Raw genomic sequence first — 18019 nt, forward strand, 5'->3', positions numbered from 1 at the left:
TCCGATCATCCTCGGCGGCGCTCTGCGGCGCACCGGTGGGCGCGGTCGCCTTGCGCGTGGCACGACGGCGCGGGCGCGCGGGCTCGGCCGCTTCCGCCGCCACCGGGGTCTCCTCGGCGGCGCTCTGCGGCGCACCGGTGGGCGCGGTCGCCTTGCGCGTGGCACGACGGCGCGGGCGCGCGGGCTCGACCGGCTCCTCGGCCGCCTGCGGCGTCGCCGCGGCTTCTGCTGCGGCCTCCTCCGGCGCAGTCGCCTTACGCGTGGCACGGCGGCGCGTACGGGCGGGCTCGACCACTTCGGCGGCGGCCTCGGCGGCCGGCTGCTGCGCCGTCTCCGGGCTCTCGGCGGCCGTCGCGCTCGGCGGACCGGCCGGGCGGGACGCCGCGCGGCGCCTGCGGCGCGGCGGCAGCGTGTCGCTCGGAGAGTGGTTCTCTTCGCTGTTGTTGTTACCGGCGGTGACGCCGGTGTCGTTCGACTCGAGCATGCGGGCGGTTCTCCCGTCACGCTCCCGGGCGCCGCGTCAGGCGCGGGCGCCGCACGGGAGCTGATGTCTGGCTCGCCGGTTCCCTACGCGATGTACGTACGGCCTGGCGAAAGTCTCCTGTGTCTGTACGCGGCCCGGCCCAGGTGGCTCCCGAGTACCAGGGGCCGCGCTACAACGACCGCCTTACGCGGAACCTGCACCCTGGCGCACCGTCGCGGTGGCGGGTCCGGCGGCCTTGGATGGGGCGGCCGTGACTGCCTCGCGGTCGGGCGCGAGCGGGTCGGTCACCGTGCCGGACTCCTCGTCGAAGAGCCCCTGCGCCAGCCTGGTCACCGCTGCGGGGACCGGCGGCGCCAGGTCGGCCACAGCTCGGAGACCGGACAGGACGTCGTCGGGTCGTACGGCAGGTGTCACGTGCCGAACAACCAGCCGCAGTATCGCACAGGGGCCCTCTCCAGGCCTATCAGCCGTGGCCGGAGCCGCTTCCAGGCTCGCCACGGCGCCCCGCGCGTCGAAGGACCGCATACCGTTCTTCGTCTTCCGCCGCACCTCGACGGTGTCGGCGGCGAGGAAGGCGGCGACGGCTCGCTCGGCGTCCTCGACAGCCACGCCGTCGAGCAGCAGCTCCCACACGGAGGCGGTCAGCCGGTCGGCGAGACCGGACGTGCGGGCCTCGACGGCGTCGGTGATGTCGAGCCCGTCCGGCAGCGACTCGTCGAGCAGGTCGCGCAGGGTGGCGGGGTCGCGCGGCTCGGTGAGGGCGATCTCCAGGTACTCGGCCTCGGAGCCCGTACCCGTGGGGGCGGCGTTGGCGTACGACACCTTGGGGTGCGGGGTGAAGCCGGCCGAGTACGCCATCGGCACCTCGGCGCGGCGCAACGCGCGCTCGAAGGCGCGCTGGAAGTCTCGGTGGCTGGTGAACCGGAGGCGGCCGCGCTTGGTGTAGCGCAGGCGGATGCGCTGCACTGCCGGTGCGGGCGGCGGGCCTTCGGGCTGTCGCTTGCCCAGTGGTTCTTCTCCTCGGTGCGGGGCGGGCGCGGGTGGCGCACCGCCCACGAAAATTCGGGCGGCTCCCGGGGGTCCCGCCCGGCTCACCCCCGCTTTCGCGGGGAGATCTCGGGTGCGGGCGCCGCGCCAGGAGCAGTCGTCGTACTACCCAGAGTACGCGCAGGAGCCGCGACGGGTTCCAGGGGCCGGTCCATCCGGGCCCCGCCGACCAGTGCCCGCCAGGCGTCCCGGCGTGCCTTGCGCACCGTTTCGCGTACGGAGCCCAGGGCGGCCCTGGCCGAGCGGCCCGCCTCGACCGCGGCCTCGCGGACCGGACGCCACAGGTGGTCGCGCACCGCGTGGCCCACCGGTGTGCACACGTTCCGGTGGAACCAGGACGCGGGCCTGCCCACCAGGTTCCGGGCGAGCCACTTCAGCGCGCGCCCGACGGCCCGCGAGAGGTACCCGGCGACACGCCAGGCAACGGCGAACGCCGCGACGATCTCCCGGCCGGCGGCGGCGAGTCCGCGGCCGACGGGGGTGAGGATCCAGCGGTACACGAAGACGGCGGGCACCACGATCAACACCTTGCCGAGCAGGACCAGCCCGCGGCCGAACGGGACGAGCGTGTGCGCGAACAGCCATACCAGACCGTGACCGAGCGGCGTCATCACCCACCGGAACAGCGCGGTCCAGGGCCGGACGAGAAGCGCCCACAGCGTCCATCCGACGCCACGGCCCAGCGGTGCGAGCACCACCCGGTACAGCCGGAGCGCGGGCGTGACGACCAGGGTGCTGACCGTCCACACCAGCGCCGCCGCGATGCCCCGGATCACCGTGCCGATCACCGTGGCCACTCCCCCGGCGAGCCGGGCGGTGCCCCGGCCGACGGGCGCGAGCACCCACCGGTACAGCCAGGAGCAGGGGGCCACGACGGCGTACCGGACGAGCCTCTCCGCGCACCACGCGACGGCGCGGCCGACGGGGGCGAGCACGGTGTCCCACACCCGGCCCAGGGCCCGGTCGAGCGGGCGCAGCACGAGGCGCCGGAGGACCGAGCCGCACAGGACGAGGACGTCCCGGATCATCCGGACGGGGACGACGAGCAGCAGCACCACGATCCGTACCGGAATCCTGATCACCGTCGTCAGGCATCCCTCGCCGCCCTCGTGGGGCGCGGGCGCCGCCCGCTGCTGCCGCTTCTCCACGTCCATGCCGGCAAGGACGCAACGGCCCGGCCTGGGGTTTCCTCCCCGGCCGGGCCGTTGCGCGGACGTGACGTGCCGCGGGCCTACTTGACGACGGTCAGCGGCAGCAGCTTCTTGCCGGTGGGGCCGATTTGTATGGCCGTGTCCATCTGCGGGCAGACGCCGCAGTCGAAGCACGGCGTCCAGCGGCAGTCCTCGACCTCGGTCTCGTCGAGCGCGTCCTGCCAGTCCTCCCAGAGCCAGTCCTTGTCGAGACCGGAGTCCAGGTGGTCCCAGGGCAGGACCTCCTCGTAGGTGCGCTCACGCGTGGTGTACCAGTCGACGTCGACGCCGTACTCCGGCAGCGTCTTCTCCGCGCAGGCCATCCAGCGGTCGTACGAGAAGTGCTCGCGCCAGCCGTCGAACCGGCCGCCGTCCTCGTACACCGCGCGGATGACCGCGCCGACGCGCCGGTCGCCGCGCGAGAGCAGGCCCTCGACGATGCCGGGCTTGCCGTCGTGGTAGCGGAAGCCGATGGAGCGGCCGTACTTCTTGTCGCCGCGGATCTTGTCGCGGAGCTTCTCCAGCCGGGCGTCGGTCTCCTCGGCGGACAGCTGCGGCGCCCACTGGAAGGGGGTGTGCGGCTTGGGCACGAAGCCGCCGATGGAGACGGTGCAGCGGATGTCGTTCTGCCCGGACACCTTGCGGCCCTCGGCGATGACGTTCGCCGCCATGTCCGCGATCTGGAGCACGTCGTCGTCGGTCTCGGTCGGCAGGCCGCACATGAAGTACAGCTTCACCTGGCGCCAGCCGTTGCCGTACGCCGTGGAGACCGTACGGATCAGGTCCTCCTCCGAGACCATCTTGTTGATGACCTTGCGCATGCGCTCGGAGCCGCCCTCGGGGGCGAAGGTGAGGCCGGACCGACGGCCGTTCCTCGTCAGCTCGTTGGCGAGGTCGACGTTGAACGCGTCGACACGCGTGGAGGGGAGGGACAGGCCGATCCTGTCGTCCTCGTACCGGTCGGCGAGGCCCTTGGCGATGTCGCCGATCTCGCTGTGGTCGGCCGAGGACAGCGACAGCAGGCCGACCTCCTCGAAGCCGGTCGCCTTGAGGCCCTTCTCGACCATGTCGCCGATGCCGGTGATGCTTCGCTCCCGCACGGGGCGCGTGATCATGCCGGCCTGGCAGAAACGGCAGCCGCGGGTGCAGCCGCGGAAGATCTCGACGGACATCCGCTCGTGGACGGTCTCGGCGAGCGGGACGAGCGGCTGCTTGGGGTAGGGCCACTCGTCGAGGTCCATGACGGTGTGCTTGGACACGCGCCACGGGACACCGGACTTGTTCGGCACGACGCGCCCGATGCGGCCGTCGGGGAGGTACTCGACGTCGTAGAAGGCGGGGACGTACACGCCGCCCGTCCTGGCGAGGCGGAAGAGTACCTCCTCGCGACCGCCGGGGCGGCCCTCCGCCTTCCAGGCGCGGATGATGTCGGTGATCTCCAGGACGGCCTGCTCGCCGTCTCCGATCACCGCGCAGTCGATGAAGTCCGCGATCGGCTCGGGGTTGAAGGCCGCGTGGCCACCGGCGAGCACGATCGGGTCGTCCAGCCCCCGGTCCTTCGACTCCAGCGGGATCCCGGCCAGGTCGAGCGCGGTGAGCATGTTCGTGTAGCCGAGCTCCGTGGAGAAGCTCAGCCCGAACACGTCGAACGCCTTCACCGGCCGGTGGCTGTCCACGGTGAACTGCGGCACGTCGTGCTCGCGCATCAGCGCTTCGAGGTCCGGCCACACGCTGTAGGTGCGCTCGGCGAGCACGCCCTCGCGCTCGTTGAGTACCTCGTACAGGATCATGACGCCCTGGTTGGGCAGGCCCACCTCGTACGCGTCCGGGTACATCAGCGCCCAGCGGACGTCGCAGCTGTCCCACTCCTTGACGGTGGAGTTCAGCTCACCGCCCACGTACTGGATGGGCTTCTGCACATGCGGGAGCAGAGCTTCGAGCTGTGGGAAGACCGACTGGGACATCTCGAACCTTCGTGAGCGGGCAGGGGGCGACTCTCAAGCGTACCCCGGTGCCCGGGCACTCAGATCCGCCGCAATGCCCGGTACGACGGGGTCGCCTCGGCCCACACGCGCGGCAGCTCGCGCTCGCTGCGCGCCGCGTCGGCCTCCTCCTGGCCGTAGAGCAGCCCCCAGGTGAACGCGGTCTCGCCGGCCGCGTGCGCCTTGATCGCGAGGTTCCGCAGGGTCTCGCGGGCGACGACGCTGTCCTGGTGCTCGCCGAGGATCTCCTGGACGGCCTTCACCCGCTTGGTCACCCGTTTGGCGGGCTTGCCGAGCGCGGGACGCGCGGTCTCGGCGGCGTACCGGGCGCGCTTGGCGGCCTTGCGGGCCTGGTGCAGCGCCACGTCCCGGTCGGGGCCGGCGGGCAGGGCGAGCGCGTGCTCCACGCGGGTGGCGAGCCGGTCGTAGTCCTTCACCACCGCCTTGAGCAGCACCGCGCTCGCGTCCTTGCGGGCGGCGGGGCGCAGCGGCGGGTCGGCGAGCAGGGCGTCGAGGGCGTTGAGGAGGGCGAGGTAGCGGTCGCTGTCGAGGACGGCGAGGGTACGGCCGCGCGACCCGGCGCGGCCCGCGCCGGCCCAGGCCTGGAGACGTCCCCGGACGGGCCCGAGGAGCAGGGTGCCGGGCAGGGCGTCGACGCGGGAGGTGAGGCGTTCGGTGAGAACCTCCTGGTCGCGGTCGACGCCGAGTTCACCGGCCAGCCACTTCAGCTCCTCCGCCACGGGCTCGGTGGCGGCCGGGTCGAGCACGCGCTTGTACGTGCGGAAGGCGCTGCGCATGCGGCGGGTGGCGACGCGCATCTTGTGGACCGAGTCGGGCAGGTCGCGGCGGACGGCGGCGTCGTAGGTGAGCAGCGCGTCGGCCTGCTCGCGCAGATGGGCGAGGACGCGGCCACCGGCGGTGCCGTCCTCCTGCGGGGGTGCGACGGGCCGCCGGCCGGTGTCGGTCAGTGCCTTGGCCAGTTTGGACGCGGATCCGGCGGGCCTGAGTCCGGCCTTGCGGAGCCGCTTGTGCACGGCGTCGAGGAACGCGGGGTCGCCGCCGTCGGCGAGCTCGACCTCGATCTCGGTCCACTCGGCGGTGCGGCCCCGCCGAGGGCCGGCGAGGCGCTCGGCGCGGACGGTGTCGGTGCTGAGCTCGGCGAGCAGCACGCCTTTGCCGTCGACGAGGTGCCGTACGTCGCGGCGGGAGCGGAGCCGTACCACCGGTACGAGCGCGGCGCCGCGCGTGCGGGCGCGGACCAGGTCGGCGAGGGAGCGGGGGACGTCCTCGTCGAGCGGGGCGCGGATCTCGTCGCGCGTCCCCGGGGCGACGGGCAGTTTGAGGTGCCAGCCGGCGTCCGTGCCACCGGTGCGGCGGCGCAGGGTGATACCGGCCGCGGCGAGACGCAGGTCCTCGGTGTCGTGGTAGACGGCGTCCAGGTCGGCGACGCCCTTGTCGACGACCTCGGCGACGCCGGCCCTGCCGGTCAGGTCGGGCAGCCGGGTGTCGGGGGTGGCTTCGTACTTCCGCTCGATCTCACGCTTCGTATCCGCCCTCATTCCACACCGCGTACCCGGCCGGCGCCGGTCTACGCCGACATCGGCCGCTGCACCCTGATCGACTGGAGGAGACCGATGGCCACCCACACCGCGAACATCGACGATCCGCCGTACGACACGAACGGCAGTGGCAGCCCGGCGACCGGCATGATGCCGAGCGTCATGCCGATGTTCTCGAAGGACTGGAAGGCGAACCAGGCGATGATCCCGGCGGCGACGATCGTGCCGTACAGCTCGCTCGTCTCGCGGGCGATGCGGCAGGCGCGCCAGAGCACCACGCCGAGCAGCGCCAGTATGGCGCCCGCGCCGATGAAGCCGAGCTCCTCGCCCGCGACGGTGAAGATGAAGTCGGTCTGCTGCTCGGGGACGAACTGCCCGGTCGTCTGGTGACCGTTGAAGAGGCCCGCGCCGTACAGCCCGCCCGATCCGATGGCGATGCGCGCCTGGTTGGTGTTGTAGCCGACGCCCGCCGGGTCGAGCTCGGGGTTGGCGAAGGCGGCGAAGCGGTTGATCTGGTACTCGTCGAGGACGCCGAGCGCGGCGACGAGGACCGCGCCGATGACGCCGGCGCCGATGAGGCCGAAGATCCAGCGGTTGGAGGCGCCGGAGGCGAGCAGCACGCCGAGCACGATCACGACCATGACCATCACGGAGCCGAGGTCCGGCATCAGCATGACGATCGCCATGGGGAGGACGGCGATGCCGAGGGACTTGGCGACGGTGCGGTGGTCGGGGTGGAGTTGGTCGCCCGCGTCGACCTTGGCCGCGAGGAGCATCGCCATGCCCAGGATGATCGTGACCTTCACGAACTCGGAGGGCTGGAGCGAGAAGCCGCTGCCGAGCACGATCCACGCGTGCGCGCCGTTGATGGTCGCGCCGAGCGGGGTGAGGACGAGCAGCACCAGGACCACCGAGATCCCGTACAGCACGGGCACGGCGCCGCGCAGGGTGCGGTGGCCGAGCCAGATGGTGCCGACCATGAGGGCGAACCCGATGCCGGTGTTGAGCAGGTGGCGGAAGAGGAAGGCGTACGGGTCGCCGTCGTTGAGCTCGGTGCGGTTGCGGGTGGCCGACCACACCAGCAGCGACCCGACGAGGGAGAGCGCGATCGCGGAGAAGAGCAGCGGCCAGTCGAGCCGGCGCACCCAGGAGTCGCGGGCGGTCAGTCTGGCCCAGGCGCCGCCCTGCTGGGGTGCGTAGCGGGGGACGGAGAAGTTGTTGGTTCCGGCCATGGTCGGCTTCAGTCCCTCCACACGCCGGGCGGGCCGGCGAGCTGCTGCTGGGCCTCGCCCTGCTCGGCCGGGTCGACCTTCTGGGCATTGGGGTCGTACGGCGTGATCGGCGGCGCGTCGATGGTGCCGTCCGGCTGGATCCTGGGCAGTTCCTTCTGCGGCTGGGGCAGCAGGGCACGCTTGAGGTCCTGGTTGCCGGCGTCGTCCAGGCCGTAGAGGGCGTCGTAGATGTTGCGTACGGCGGGGCCGGAGGCGCCGGAGCCCGTACCACCCTGGGAGATCGTCATGACGATCGTGTACTCCTCGGTGTACGTGGCGAACCACGAGGTGGTCTGCTTGCCGTAGACCTGGGCGGTGCCGGTCTTGGCCCGCATGGGGATCTTGTCCTGCGGCCAGCCGCCGAACCGCCAGGCGGCGGTGCCGCCGGGCTCGACGACGGAGCGCAGGCCCCTGTCGAGGTCGCTGATCGTTTCGGCGTCGACGGGCAGTCTGCCACGGGCCCTGGGCTTGATCTCCTCGATCCTCTTGCCGTCGGGGCTGATCACGGCCTTGCCGATGGTGGGCTTGTAGAGGGTGCCGCCGTTGCTGATGGCGGCGTAGGCGGTGGCCATCTGGATGGGCGTGACGAGCACGTCGCCCTGTCCGATGGCGAAGTTGATGCTGTCGAAGGCCTTCAGCTGGTTGCCTTCGAGGCAGCTTTCGAAGGCGATCTGCTCGACGTAGGTGCCGCCCTTCTTGCCCTGCTTGCACCAGGAGTCCTTGTTGGCCTTCCAGAAGTCCTGCTTCCAGTGGCGGTCGGGGATGCGGCCGGTGACCTCGTTCGGCAGGTCGATGCCGGTCTCGGAGCCGAGTCCGAAGTCGTGGGCGGTCCGGTAGAACCAGTCGTGGGCGTCCTTCTTCGGCTTGAGGCCGCCGTCGCGCTGCCACTCCTTGTGGCCGAGGGCGTAGAAGACGGTGTTGCAGGAGAACTTGAGGGCGTCGCCGAGGGAGATGGGGCCGTGCCCCTTGGACTCGAAGTTCGCGAAGCTGCGGCCGCCGAGGCTGTAGGAGCTGCTGCAGTTGTAGCGGCCGTCGAAGGGGTAGCCGGCGCGCACGGCCGCGCTCGCCGACACCACCTTGAAGATGGAGCCGGCGGGTGCCTGGCCCTGGATGGCCCGGTTGAGCAGCGGGTAGTTGGAGTTCTTGCCGGTGAGCTGGGCGTACTCCTTCGCGGCGATGCCGCCGACCCAGGCGTTGGGGTCGTAGTCGGGCTGGGAGGCCATCGCGACGACCCGGCCGGTCTTGGACTCCATGACGACGACGGCGCCCGCGTCGGCCTCGTACTTGCGTCCGGTGATCTTGTCGGTCTCCTGCCGGACGGTCTTCATCGCCTGGTGGAGCTCGTACTCGGCGACGGCCTGCACGCGCGCGTCGATGGAGGTGACGACGCTGGAGCCGGGCCTGCCCGGGTCGCTCTCGGACTCACCGAGGACCCGGCCCAGCTTGTCGACCTCGTAACGGGTGACGCCGGCCTTGCCGCGCAGCTCCTTGTCGTACGTGCGCTCCAGGCCGGAGCGGCCGACCATGTCGGAACGGAGGAACGGCGAGTCGGTGTCCTTGGCCTTCTCGATCTCCTCGTCGGTGACGGGCGAGAGGTAGCCGAGGACCTGCGCGGTGCGGGCGCCGCCGGGCGCGGTGTAGCGGCGGACGGCGGTCGGCTCGGCGGTGATGCCGGGGAAGTCCTCGGCCCGCTCCCGGATCTGCAGGGCCTGCTGCGTGGTGGCCTCGTCGGTGACGGGGATGGGCTGGAAGGGGGAGCCGTTCCAGCAGGGCTGCGGGGTCTTGGAATCGCAGAGGCGGACCTTGTCCATGACGTCCCTGGGCTTCATGCCGAGGACACCGGCGAGCCGGGTCAGGACGCCCTTGCCGTCGTCCTTCATCTTCATCAGCTCGGTGCGGGAGGCGGAGACGACGAGCCGGGTCTCGTTGTCGGCGAGCGGCACGCCCCGCGCGTCGAGGATGGCGCCGCGGACCGCGGGCTGGACGACCTGCTGGACGTGGTTGTTCTTCGCCTCGTCGACGTACTCCTTGCCCTGCCGGATCTGCAGGTACCAGAGGCGTCCGCCGAGGGTGAGCAGCAGGGAGAAGACGAGGACCTGGATGACGATGAGCCGGATCTGGACCCGGGGAGTCCGGCCGGTCTCGGGGATGTTGCTCATGACGCGGTTGTCCCCTCGCTCGGTCAGAGGCGTTTGACGCCCTTGATGCGACCCGCCCGCGCCGCCCTGTTGCGGGCGGCCTTGACGCGCAGTCCGCTGCGCCGGCTGCCGATCCGCAGACCCGTGCCGGAGGCCGTCCAGCCTGTGGAGACGTCCGTGCCGGTGTTGGTCGTCTCGGCGAGCGGATCGTTCTCGGCGCGTCTGGCCAGCGCCATGATCAGCGGCACGGTGAAGGGTGCCAGCAGCACGTCGTAGATGACGGCGCTGATCAGCAGCGACACCATGCCGACGTGGCGGGCGGCGGTGTCCCCGACGAGGGCGCCGACGCCCGCGTACAGCAGGGTGGAGGCGACAGCGGCGGCGACCACCATGACCATGGGGCCGGTGGCGGAGCGCAGCCGGCCGATCGTGGGCTTCGTCAGGCCCGCGAGGTAGCCGATGACGCACAGCACGAGGGCGTACCGCCCGGCGGCGTGGTCGGCCGGCGGGGCGAGGTCGGCGAGCAGGCCCGCGCCGAACCCGATGAGCGCGCCGCTGACGTGCCCGTACACCAGGGCGAGGGCGAGGACGACGAGCAGCAGCAGGTCGGGGACCGCGCCGGGCAGCTGGAGCCGGGCAAGGATGGAGACCTGGAGGACGAGGGCGACGACGACCAGCGTGGTGGAGAGCAGGATCCGGTTGAAGCGCGTCATGGTCTTACTCCACCTCCGGCTGTCCGCCGGGCTCAGCGCTGGGCGTGCCCGTCGGGGTCGGTGTCGCCGTGACCGTGACGGTCGGCCGCGGCGTGGGCTTGGGCGGCAGCACCGTGTCGCGCGGGTCGGCGCGCGGCGCCTGGACGACGACGCCGACGATGTCGAGCCGGCTGAACCCGGCGTACGGGCGTACGAAGACGGTCCGGGTGAGGTCGCCGCCGGACGGGTCGACGCGGATGACCTCACCGACCGGGACGCCCGGCACGAACGGCTTGTCGGCCTGCGAGCCGAAGGTGACGAGCCGGTCGCCGGGCTTGACCTTGGCCTTGCCGTTGAGCAGCTGCACGGAGAGCGGACGGTCACCCTGGCCGGTGGCGAAGCCGAGCTCGTCGGTCTTCTCCATGCGGGTGCCGACGGTGAAGTCCGGGTCGCTGGCGAGGAGCACGGTGGCGGTGCCGGGGCCGACGGTGGTGACGCGGCCGACGAGCCCGTCGCCGTTGATGACGGTCATGTCGCGCTTGATGCCGTCGGCGGAGCCCACGTCGATGGTCACCGTCCACGAGAAGCCCTGCGCGGCTCCTATGGCGATGACCTCGGCCGCCTTGATGCCGTACTGGCCGGCACCGGCTCTCTTCATCAGCTTGTCGAGCTCACGCACGCGGCTGCGGTTGCGGTCGTCGCTGCCGAGACGCGCCTTGAGCGCGGCGTTCTCCCGCTCCAGCTCCGCGATGCGGTTGTGGCGCTCACCGGAGTCCCGTACGGCCGCGACGGCGTTGCCGATCGGGTCGACCGCGGACGCGACGCTGTTCTCGACGGGGCCGAAGACGGTCGCGGCGGCCCGTCGGGCGCCGTCGACGGGTGACTCCTCACCGCCGCGGATGTCCACCGTGATCAGCGCGAACGCGATGGCGACCAGCAGCACCAGGAGCAGCCGGCTCTCTCGTGTGTCCCTCACGTGGGGCGGCCGTGCCTTCCTCGTAGGAATGTTTGTGCCGTTATACCAACCGGGTCCACCGGACCAACGAGCAGCCGTACGGGTCCGGCAGCACCCGTACGGCTGACCGCGGCGGTTTCCGCTGTCCGCGGACCTCCGCTACCTGCGGGGCTGGGCGTCCAGCACCTGCTGGAGCGCCTCGAACTCCTCGACGCACTTGCCCGAGCCGAGCGCCACCGAGTCCAGCGGGTCCTCGGCGATGTGGATCGGCATGCCGGTCTCCCGGCGCAGCCGCTCGTCGAGGCCGCGCAGCAGGGCGCCGCCCCCGGTGAGAACGATCCCGCGGTCCATGACGTCACCGGAGAGTTCCGGCGGGCACTTGTCGAGGGTGGTCTTCACGGCGTCGACGATGGCGTTGACCGGCTCCTCGATGGCCTTGCGGACCTCGGCGGCCGAGATCACCACGGTCTTGGGCAGTCCGGAGACCAGGTCCCGGCCGCGGATCTCGGTGTGCTCGTCGGTCTCCAGGTCGAACGCCGAACCGATCGTGATCTTGATCTGTTCGGCGGTGCGCTCACCGAGGAGGAGGCTGTACTCCTTCTTGACGTACTGGATGATCGCGTTGTCCAGCTCGTCACCGGCCACCCGGATGGACTGTGCCGTGACGATTCCGCCGAGCGAGATGACGGCGACCTCGGTGGTGCCGCCACCGATGTCGACGACCATGTTTCCGGTGGCCTCGTGGACGGGGAGGCCCGAGCCGATGGCCGCGGCCATGGGCTCCTCGATGATGTGCACCTGGCGGGCACCCGCCTGGGTGGACGCCTCGATCACGGCGCGGCGCTCGACCCCGGTGATACCGGACGGCACACAGACCACGACCCGCGGACGGGCCAGATAGCGGCGCTTGTGGATCTTCAGAATGAAGTACCGCAGCATCCGCTCGGTGATCTCGAAGTCGGCGATCACGCCGTCCTTCAGAGGCCGCACGGCGACGATGTTGCCGGGGGTCCGCCCGATCATCTTCTTCGCTTCGGCGCCGACCGCCAGGATGCCACCGGTGTTGGTGTTGATGGCGACGACGGACGGCTCGTTGAGGACGATGCCGCGACCCCTGACGTACACCAGCGTGTTGGCGGTCCCGAGGTCGACAGCCATGTCACGGCCGATGAACGACATTGAGTTCCCCTTGTTTCCCATGAGGATGCGTCGGGCCTTCCCAATTAGAGCGTTGACGGCTTCTCAGGTCGGCGAGGTGGGTGGTGTGGCGCGGAGATTCACATCGTAGTGCCGCCTGCGCGGACACGGCGCGGTGGCCCGCCTCTGTATAGGTGACGAGGTGTCGGACCGATGCGTTCCCGATCGGGCGGTTCATATGCCGAAGGGCGACCGAAATTCCTTCGGTCGCCCCAGGTCATGAGCGCTGTATGGCTGACAGCAGATCAGGAAATGCCGGGGAAGAAAATCTTCAGTTCCCGAATGGCGGACTCCTCGGAGTCCGAGGCGTGGATCAGGTTCTCCCGGACGATGGTGCCGAAATCGCCACGGATGGACCCGGGCGCCGCCGCGATCGGGTCGGTCGGCCCCGCCAACTGGCGTACACCCTCGATGACCCGCTCACCCTCGACCACCAGCGCGACGACCGGCCCGGACGACATGAAGGCCAGCAGCGGCTCGTAGAAGGGCTTCCCCTTGTGCTCGCCGTAGTGCTGCTCCAGCGTGTCCTGATCCAGGTGGCGCAGCTCCATCGCGGTGATGGCCCAGCCGGCCTTGCGCTCGATACGGCCGATGATCTCGCCGATCAGGCCGCGGCGTACGGCGTCGGGCTTGAGCAGGACGAGCGTGCGCTGGGTCATGGGTAACGGCTCCTTGCAGGCATACGTATGCGGTGAGCTGAGGCTACAGGGGCCATACGCCGCACGGGCACCCGGACCTGGGTCCCCGCGCTCGGAGGGCGGCGGTGTGCCATGGGCGCCGCGCCGCGAGCCGGGTTCCCACGCACCGCGCGGCATGAAACTGCCGCTCGCGGGGGGCGCCGGCCCCGCATCAGGGGGCCCGGGGGCGCGGCCCCGTCCGGGGAGGGGCGGGGTGGGGGCACAGCCCCGCGCCCCGGCCACCTACCGGCCCCGGCCGTTACTGCGGCTGGGCCGCCCACTTCGCCTTCGCTTCGTCGATCTTGCGGCCGAAGTGGATCGACGCCCACCACAGGCCCGCGAAGACCGCGCCCAGGAAGAACATGATCGGGACCACGAACCCGCTCGCGATCAGCGCGATCTGCAGCGCCCAGCCGAGCTGGACCCCGCCCCGGCGGGTGATCATGCCGCACAGCAGGACGGACAGCACCATCGCGATGCCGCACACCGTCCACACGGTGCCCATCGAGAGGCTGTCGTCCTTCATCGCCACCAGTCCGGCGAAGCCGATCACGAAGAACTCGCCGATCAGCGTGGACGCGCAGAGCGTACGCATGGAAACCTCAGCCCTTCCCCAGCAGCAGCCGGGCCTCGCCGACCGTGACCACGGAACCCGTCACCAGGACGCCCGCGCCCGCGAACTCGCTCTCCTCCTCGGCGAGGGTGATCGCCGCCTCCAGCGCGTCGTCCAGGCGCGGCTCGACCACCACCCGGTCGTCGCCGAAGACCTCGACGGCGATGGCGGCCAGCTCGTCCGCGCCCATCGAGCGCGGCGTGGAGTTCTGCGTGACGACGACCTCCGCGAAGATCGGCTCGAACGCCTCCAGCAGACCCCGCACGTCCTTGTCGCCGCTCGCGCCGACGACGCCGATCAGCCGGGAGAAGCCGAACGACTCCGTGACGCCCTCGGCCGTCGCCCTGGCCCCCGCCGGGTTGTGCGCGGCGTCCAGCACGACGGTCGGGCTGCGCCGTACGACCTCCAGGCGCCCGGGCGAGGACACCGAGGCGAACGCCCGGCGGACCGTCTCCATGTCGAGCGTGCGCGCCGCATCCGCGCCCACCCCGAAGAACGCCTCCACCGCGGCCAGCGCCACCGCCGCGTTGTGCGCCTGGTGCGCGCCGTACAGCGGCAGGAAGATCTCCTCGTACTCGCCGCCGAGCCCGCGCAGCGTCAGCAGCTGCCCGCCGACCGCGACCTCGCGGGCGACGATCCCGAACTCCATGCCCTCGCGGGCGACCGTCGCGTCGGTCTCGACGGCCTTCTTGAGCAGCACCTGCGCCGCGTCCACCGGCTGCTGCGCCAGGATGACGGTCGCGCCCTCCTTGATGATCCCGGCCTTCTCGCCGGCGATCTCGGCGGGCGTGGAGCCGAGCCGGTCCGTGTGGTCCAGTGAGATGGGGGTGACGACGGCGACGGAACCGTCGATCACGTTCGTCGCGTCCCAGCTGCCGCCCATGCCGACCTCGACGACCGCCACGTCCACCGGTGCGTCGGCGAACGCCGCGTACGCCATTGCGGTGAGGACCTCGAAGAAGGACAGCCGGTGCTCCTGGGACGCGTCGACCATCTCGACGTACGGCTTGATGTCCCGGTACGTCTCGATGAACCGTTCGGCGGTGACGGGCGCGCCGTCCAGGCTGATCCGCTCGGTGATCGACTGCACGTGCGGCGAGGTGTAGCGGCCGGTGCGCAGGTCGAAGGCGCCGAGCAGCGCCTCGATCATCCGCGCGGTGGACGTCTTGCCGTTGGTGCCGGTGATGTGCAGGGAGGGGTACGAGCGCTGCGGCTCGCCCAGCACGTCCATCAGGGCCGCGATACGCGCCACCGACGGCTCCAGCTTGGTCTCGCCCCACCGGGTGGCGAGCTCCTGCTCCACCTCCCGAAGCGCCTTGTCGACCTCGGGGTCGGCGGGCCGGGCGGGCACGGCGTCGGACTGGGGTGGTCCGGCCTGTGCGCGCAGCGTACGGCTGCCGGCCTCGATCACCGCCAGATCGGGGTCACGGTCGGTCTCGGCCTCGACGATCTCGTCGAAGCCATCGCTGGAGGGGGGCTGCTCACTCACGCCGACCAGTCTACGGAGCGGCCCCGGAACCGGGTGGTTCCGGGGCCGTCACCGCGGTGCGGCGCTACGCCTGCGGCAGGTTCGCCAGCTGGTTCTTGATACGGGCGATGTCCTCGTCCGCCTTGGCCAGACGCGTACGGATCTTGTCGACCACCTGGTCGGGCGCCTTGGCGAGGAACGCCTCGTTGCCCAGCTTCGCGGTGGCCTGGGCCTTCTCCTTCTCCGCCGCGGCCAGGTCCTTCGTGAGGCGCTTGCGCTCCGCCTCGACGTCGATCGCGCCGGAGAGGTCCAGCGTCACCGTGGCGCCTGCGACCGGCAGGGAGGCGGTGGCGTGGAAGCCCTCGCCCTCCGGCTGGAGGCGCAGCAGCTGACGGATGGCGGGCTCGTGCGGCGCGAGCGCCGTGCCGTCCAGCTCCAGGCGGGCCGGGACCTTCTGCCCCGCCTGGAGGCCCTGGTCGTTACGGAAGCGGCGGACCTCGGTGACGACCCGCTGGACGAGCTCGATCTCGCGCTCGGCGGCCCCGTCACGGAAGCCGGAGTCGGCCGGCCAGTCGGCGATGACGACCGACTCCTTGCCGGTGAGCGTGGTCCACAGCTCCTCGGTGACGAAGGGGACGATCGGGTGGAGCAGGCGCAGCGTCACGTCCAGCACCTCACCGAGGACGCGCGCGGAGACCTTGGCCGGCTCGCCGCCCGCGAAGAACGTGGTCTTGGACAGCTCGACGTACCAGTCGAAGACCTCGTCCCACGCGAAGTGGTAGAGGGCGTCCGACAGCTTGGAGAACTGGTAGTCCTCGTAGTACGCGTCGACCTCGGCGACCGTCGCGTTGAGCCGGGAGAGGATCCACCGGTCGGTGGCCGACATCCGCTCGGGCGCCGGCATGTCGCCCTCGACCGTGGCGCCGTTCATCAGGGCGAACCGGGTGGCGTTCCAGATCTTGTTGGCGAAGTTGCGGGACGCCTGGACCCAGTCCTCGCCGATCGGGACGTCGACGCCCGGGTTGGCGCCGCGCGCGAGGGTGAAGCGGAGCGCGTCGGAGCCGTACTCGTCCATCCAGTCCAGCGGGTTGACCGCGTTGCCGAAGGACTTCGACATCTTCTTGCCGTTCTGGTCACGGACCATGCCGTGCAGGGCGATGGTGTGGAACGGCGGGGTGCCGTCCATGGCGTACAGGCCGAACATCATCATCCGGGCGACCCAGAAGAAGAGGATGTCGTACCCGGTGACCAGGACGGAGTTCGGGTAGAACTTCGCGAGGCTGTCGGTCCGCTCGGGCCAGCCGAGCGTGGAGAACGGCCACAGGCCGGACGAGAACCACGTGTCGAGGACGTCGGTGTCCTGGCGCCAGCCCTCGCCGGACGGGGGCTGCTCGTCGGGGCCGACGCAGACGACCTCGCCGTTCGGGCCGTACCAGACGGGGATGCGGTGGCCCCACCACAGCTGGCGCGAGATGCACCAGTCGTGCAGGTTGTCGACCCAGTCGAAGTACCGCTTCTCCATCTCCTGCGGGTGGATCCTGACCCGGCCGTCGCGGACCGCGTCACCGGCGGCCTTGGCGAGCGGGCCGACCTTCACCCACCACTGCATCGACAGGCGCGGCTCGATGGTGGTCTTGCAGCGCGAGCAGTGGCCGACGGAGTGGACGTACGGGCGCTTCTCGGCGACGATCCGGCCGTCGGCGCGCAGGGCGCCGACGATGGCGGAGCGGGCCTCCAGCCGGTCCAGGCCCTGAAACGGCCCGTGGGCGGTGATGACCGCGTGCTCGTCCATGACGGCGATCGCGGGCAGGTCGTGGCGCCGGCCGATCTCGAAGTCGTTCGGGTCGTGGGCGGGCGTCACCTTGACGGCGCCGGTGCCGAACTCCGGGTCGACGTGCTCGTCGGCGACGACGGGGATACGGCGGCCGGTGAGCGGCAGCTCGATCTCCGTGCCGACCAGGTGCCGGTAGCGCTCGTCCTCGGGGTGGACGGCGACGGCGGTGTCACCGAGCATCGTCTCGGCGCGGGTGGTGGCGACGACGATGGAGTTCTCGCCCTCGCCGTACCGGATGGAGACGAGCTCGCCGTCGTCGTCCTGGTACTCCACCTCGATGTCGGAGATGGCGGTCAGGCAGCGCGGGCACCAGTTGATGATGCGCTCGGCCCGGTAGATCAGCTCGTCGTCGTAGAGCTTCTTGAAGATGGTCTGGACCGCCTTGGACAGGCCCTCGTCCATGGTGAACCGCTCGCGCGACCAGGCGACGCCGTCGCCGAGGCGCTTCATCTGGCCGGAGATCTGACCGCCGGACTCGGCCTTCCACTGCCAGACGCGCTCGACGAACGCCTCACGCCCGAGGTCGTGGCGCGACTTCCCCTCCTTCGCCAACTCCCGCTCGACGACGTTCTGCGTGGCGATGCCGGCGTGGTCCATGCCGGGCTGCCACAGCGTCTCGTAACCCTGCATCCGCTTGCGGCGGGTGAGGGCGTCGATCAGCGTGTGCTCGAAGGCGTGGCCCAGGTGCAGGCTGCCGGTGACGTTCGGCGGCGGGATGACGACGGTGTACGGAGGCTTCTCGCTCTTCGCGTCGGCGTCGAAGTAACCGCGCTCTACCCAGCGCTCGTACAGCTTCCCCTCTACCTCGGCCGGCGCGTACTGGGTCGGCAGTTCGGGGACGGATGCTGGCTGCTGCTGAGTGTTCTCGGTCACGGGGCCCAGTTTAGAGGTGTCACTGGCCCGTACTGAAAC

General features: G+C 71.1%; 13 protein-coding genes and 1 pseudogene. All 14 read right to left on the reverse strand.

The features are described 5' to 3' along the window. A pseudogene (locus ABZZ38_RS28425) lies at positions 1–484 on the reverse strand (ribonuclease E/G); the annotation flags it as partial. A 183-nt stretch (positions 485–667) separates the two neighbouring features. After that, complete coding sequence (locus ABZZ38_RS28430) at positions 668–1450, reverse strand: TIGR03936 family radical SAM-associated protein (RefSeq protein ID WP_356745066.1); 783 nt, start codon at positions 1448–1450, stop codon at positions 668–670. 125 nt (positions 1451–1575) lie between these two features. Continuing rightward, a complete protein-coding gene (locus tag ABZZ38_RS28435) occupies positions 1576–2685 on the reverse strand; it encodes a hypothetical protein (protein ID WP_356745068.1) in 1110 nt (369 codons plus the stop codon). 77 nt (positions 2686–2762) lie between these two features. Beyond that, positions 2763–4685, reverse strand: coding sequence for a TIGR03960 family B12-binding radical SAM protein (locus ABZZ38_RS28440; protein ID WP_356745070.1), 1923 nt, complete (start codon positions 4683–4685; stop codon positions 2763–2765). Between the two features lie 59 nt (positions 4686–4744). After that, the gene (locus ABZZ38_RS28445) at positions 4745–6262 is read right to left on the reverse strand and encodes a CYTH and CHAD domain-containing protein (RefSeq protein WP_356745072.1); all 1518 of its coding nucleotides are present in this window, start codon (positions 6260–6262) and stop codon (positions 4745–4747) included. A 29-nt stretch (positions 6263–6291) separates the two neighbouring features. Then, positions 6292–7494: a rod shape-determining protein RodA gene (gene rodA, locus ABZZ38_RS28450; protein ID WP_356745074.1), complete on the reverse strand. Its 1203-nt coding sequence runs from the start codon at positions 7492–7494 to the stop codon at positions 6292–6294. A gap of 8 nt (positions 7495–7502) precedes the next feature. After that, positions 7503–9692 (reverse strand): penicillin-binding protein 2, encoded by a 2190-nt coding sequence (gene mrdA, locus ABZZ38_RS28455; RefSeq protein ID WP_356745076.1) that lies wholly within the window; start codon positions 9690–9692, stop codon positions 7503–7505. A 23-nt stretch (positions 9693–9715) separates the two neighbouring features. Then, positions 9716–10384 carry a rod shape-determining protein MreD gene (gene mreD, locus ABZZ38_RS28460; protein WP_356745078.1) on the reverse strand — a complete coding sequence of 223 codons (669 nt, stop codon included), beginning with the start codon at positions 10382–10384 and terminating at the stop codon, positions 9716–9718. 4 nt (positions 10385–10388) lie between these two features. Further along, positions 10389–11339, reverse strand: a complete 951-nt coding sequence (gene mreC, locus ABZZ38_RS28465; RefSeq protein WP_356745080.1) for a rod shape-determining protein MreC — start codon at positions 11337–11339, stop codon at positions 10389–10391. Positions 11340–11477: 138 nt separating this feature from the next. Continuing rightward, entirely contained in the window at positions 11478–12497 is a 1020-nt protein-coding gene (locus tag ABZZ38_RS28470) for a rod shape-determining protein (protein ID WP_356745082.1), read from the reverse strand. Between the two features lie 263 nt (positions 12498–12760). Further along, a complete protein-coding gene (gene ndk / locus ABZZ38_RS28475) occupies positions 12761–13174 on the reverse strand; it encodes a nucleoside-diphosphate kinase (RefSeq protein ID WP_356745083.1) in 414 nt (137 codons plus the stop codon). A 277-nt stretch (positions 13175–13451) separates the two neighbouring features. After that, positions 13452–13787, reverse strand: coding sequence for a DUF4233 domain-containing protein (locus tag ABZZ38_RS28480; protein ID WP_356745085.1), 336 nt, complete (start codon positions 13785–13787; stop codon positions 13452–13454). 7 nt (positions 13788–13794) lie between these two features. Beyond that, positions 13795–15294: a folylpolyglutamate synthase/dihydrofolate synthase family protein gene (locus ABZZ38_RS28485; RefSeq protein WP_356745087.1), complete on the reverse strand. Its 1500-nt coding sequence runs from the start codon at positions 15292–15294 to the stop codon at positions 13795–13797. A gap of 64 nt (positions 15295–15358) precedes the next feature. After that, positions 15359–17980: a valine--tRNA ligase gene (locus tag ABZZ38_RS28490; RefSeq protein WP_356745089.1), complete on the reverse strand. Its 2622-nt coding sequence runs from the start codon at positions 17978–17980 to the stop codon at positions 15359–15361. Between the last annotated feature and the right edge of the window lie 39 nt (positions 17981–18019).

Source organism: Streptomyces sp. NPDC006368, from assembly GCF_040612535.1.
GTDB lineage: Bacteria > Actinomycetota > Actinomycetes > Streptomycetales > Streptomycetaceae > Streptomyces.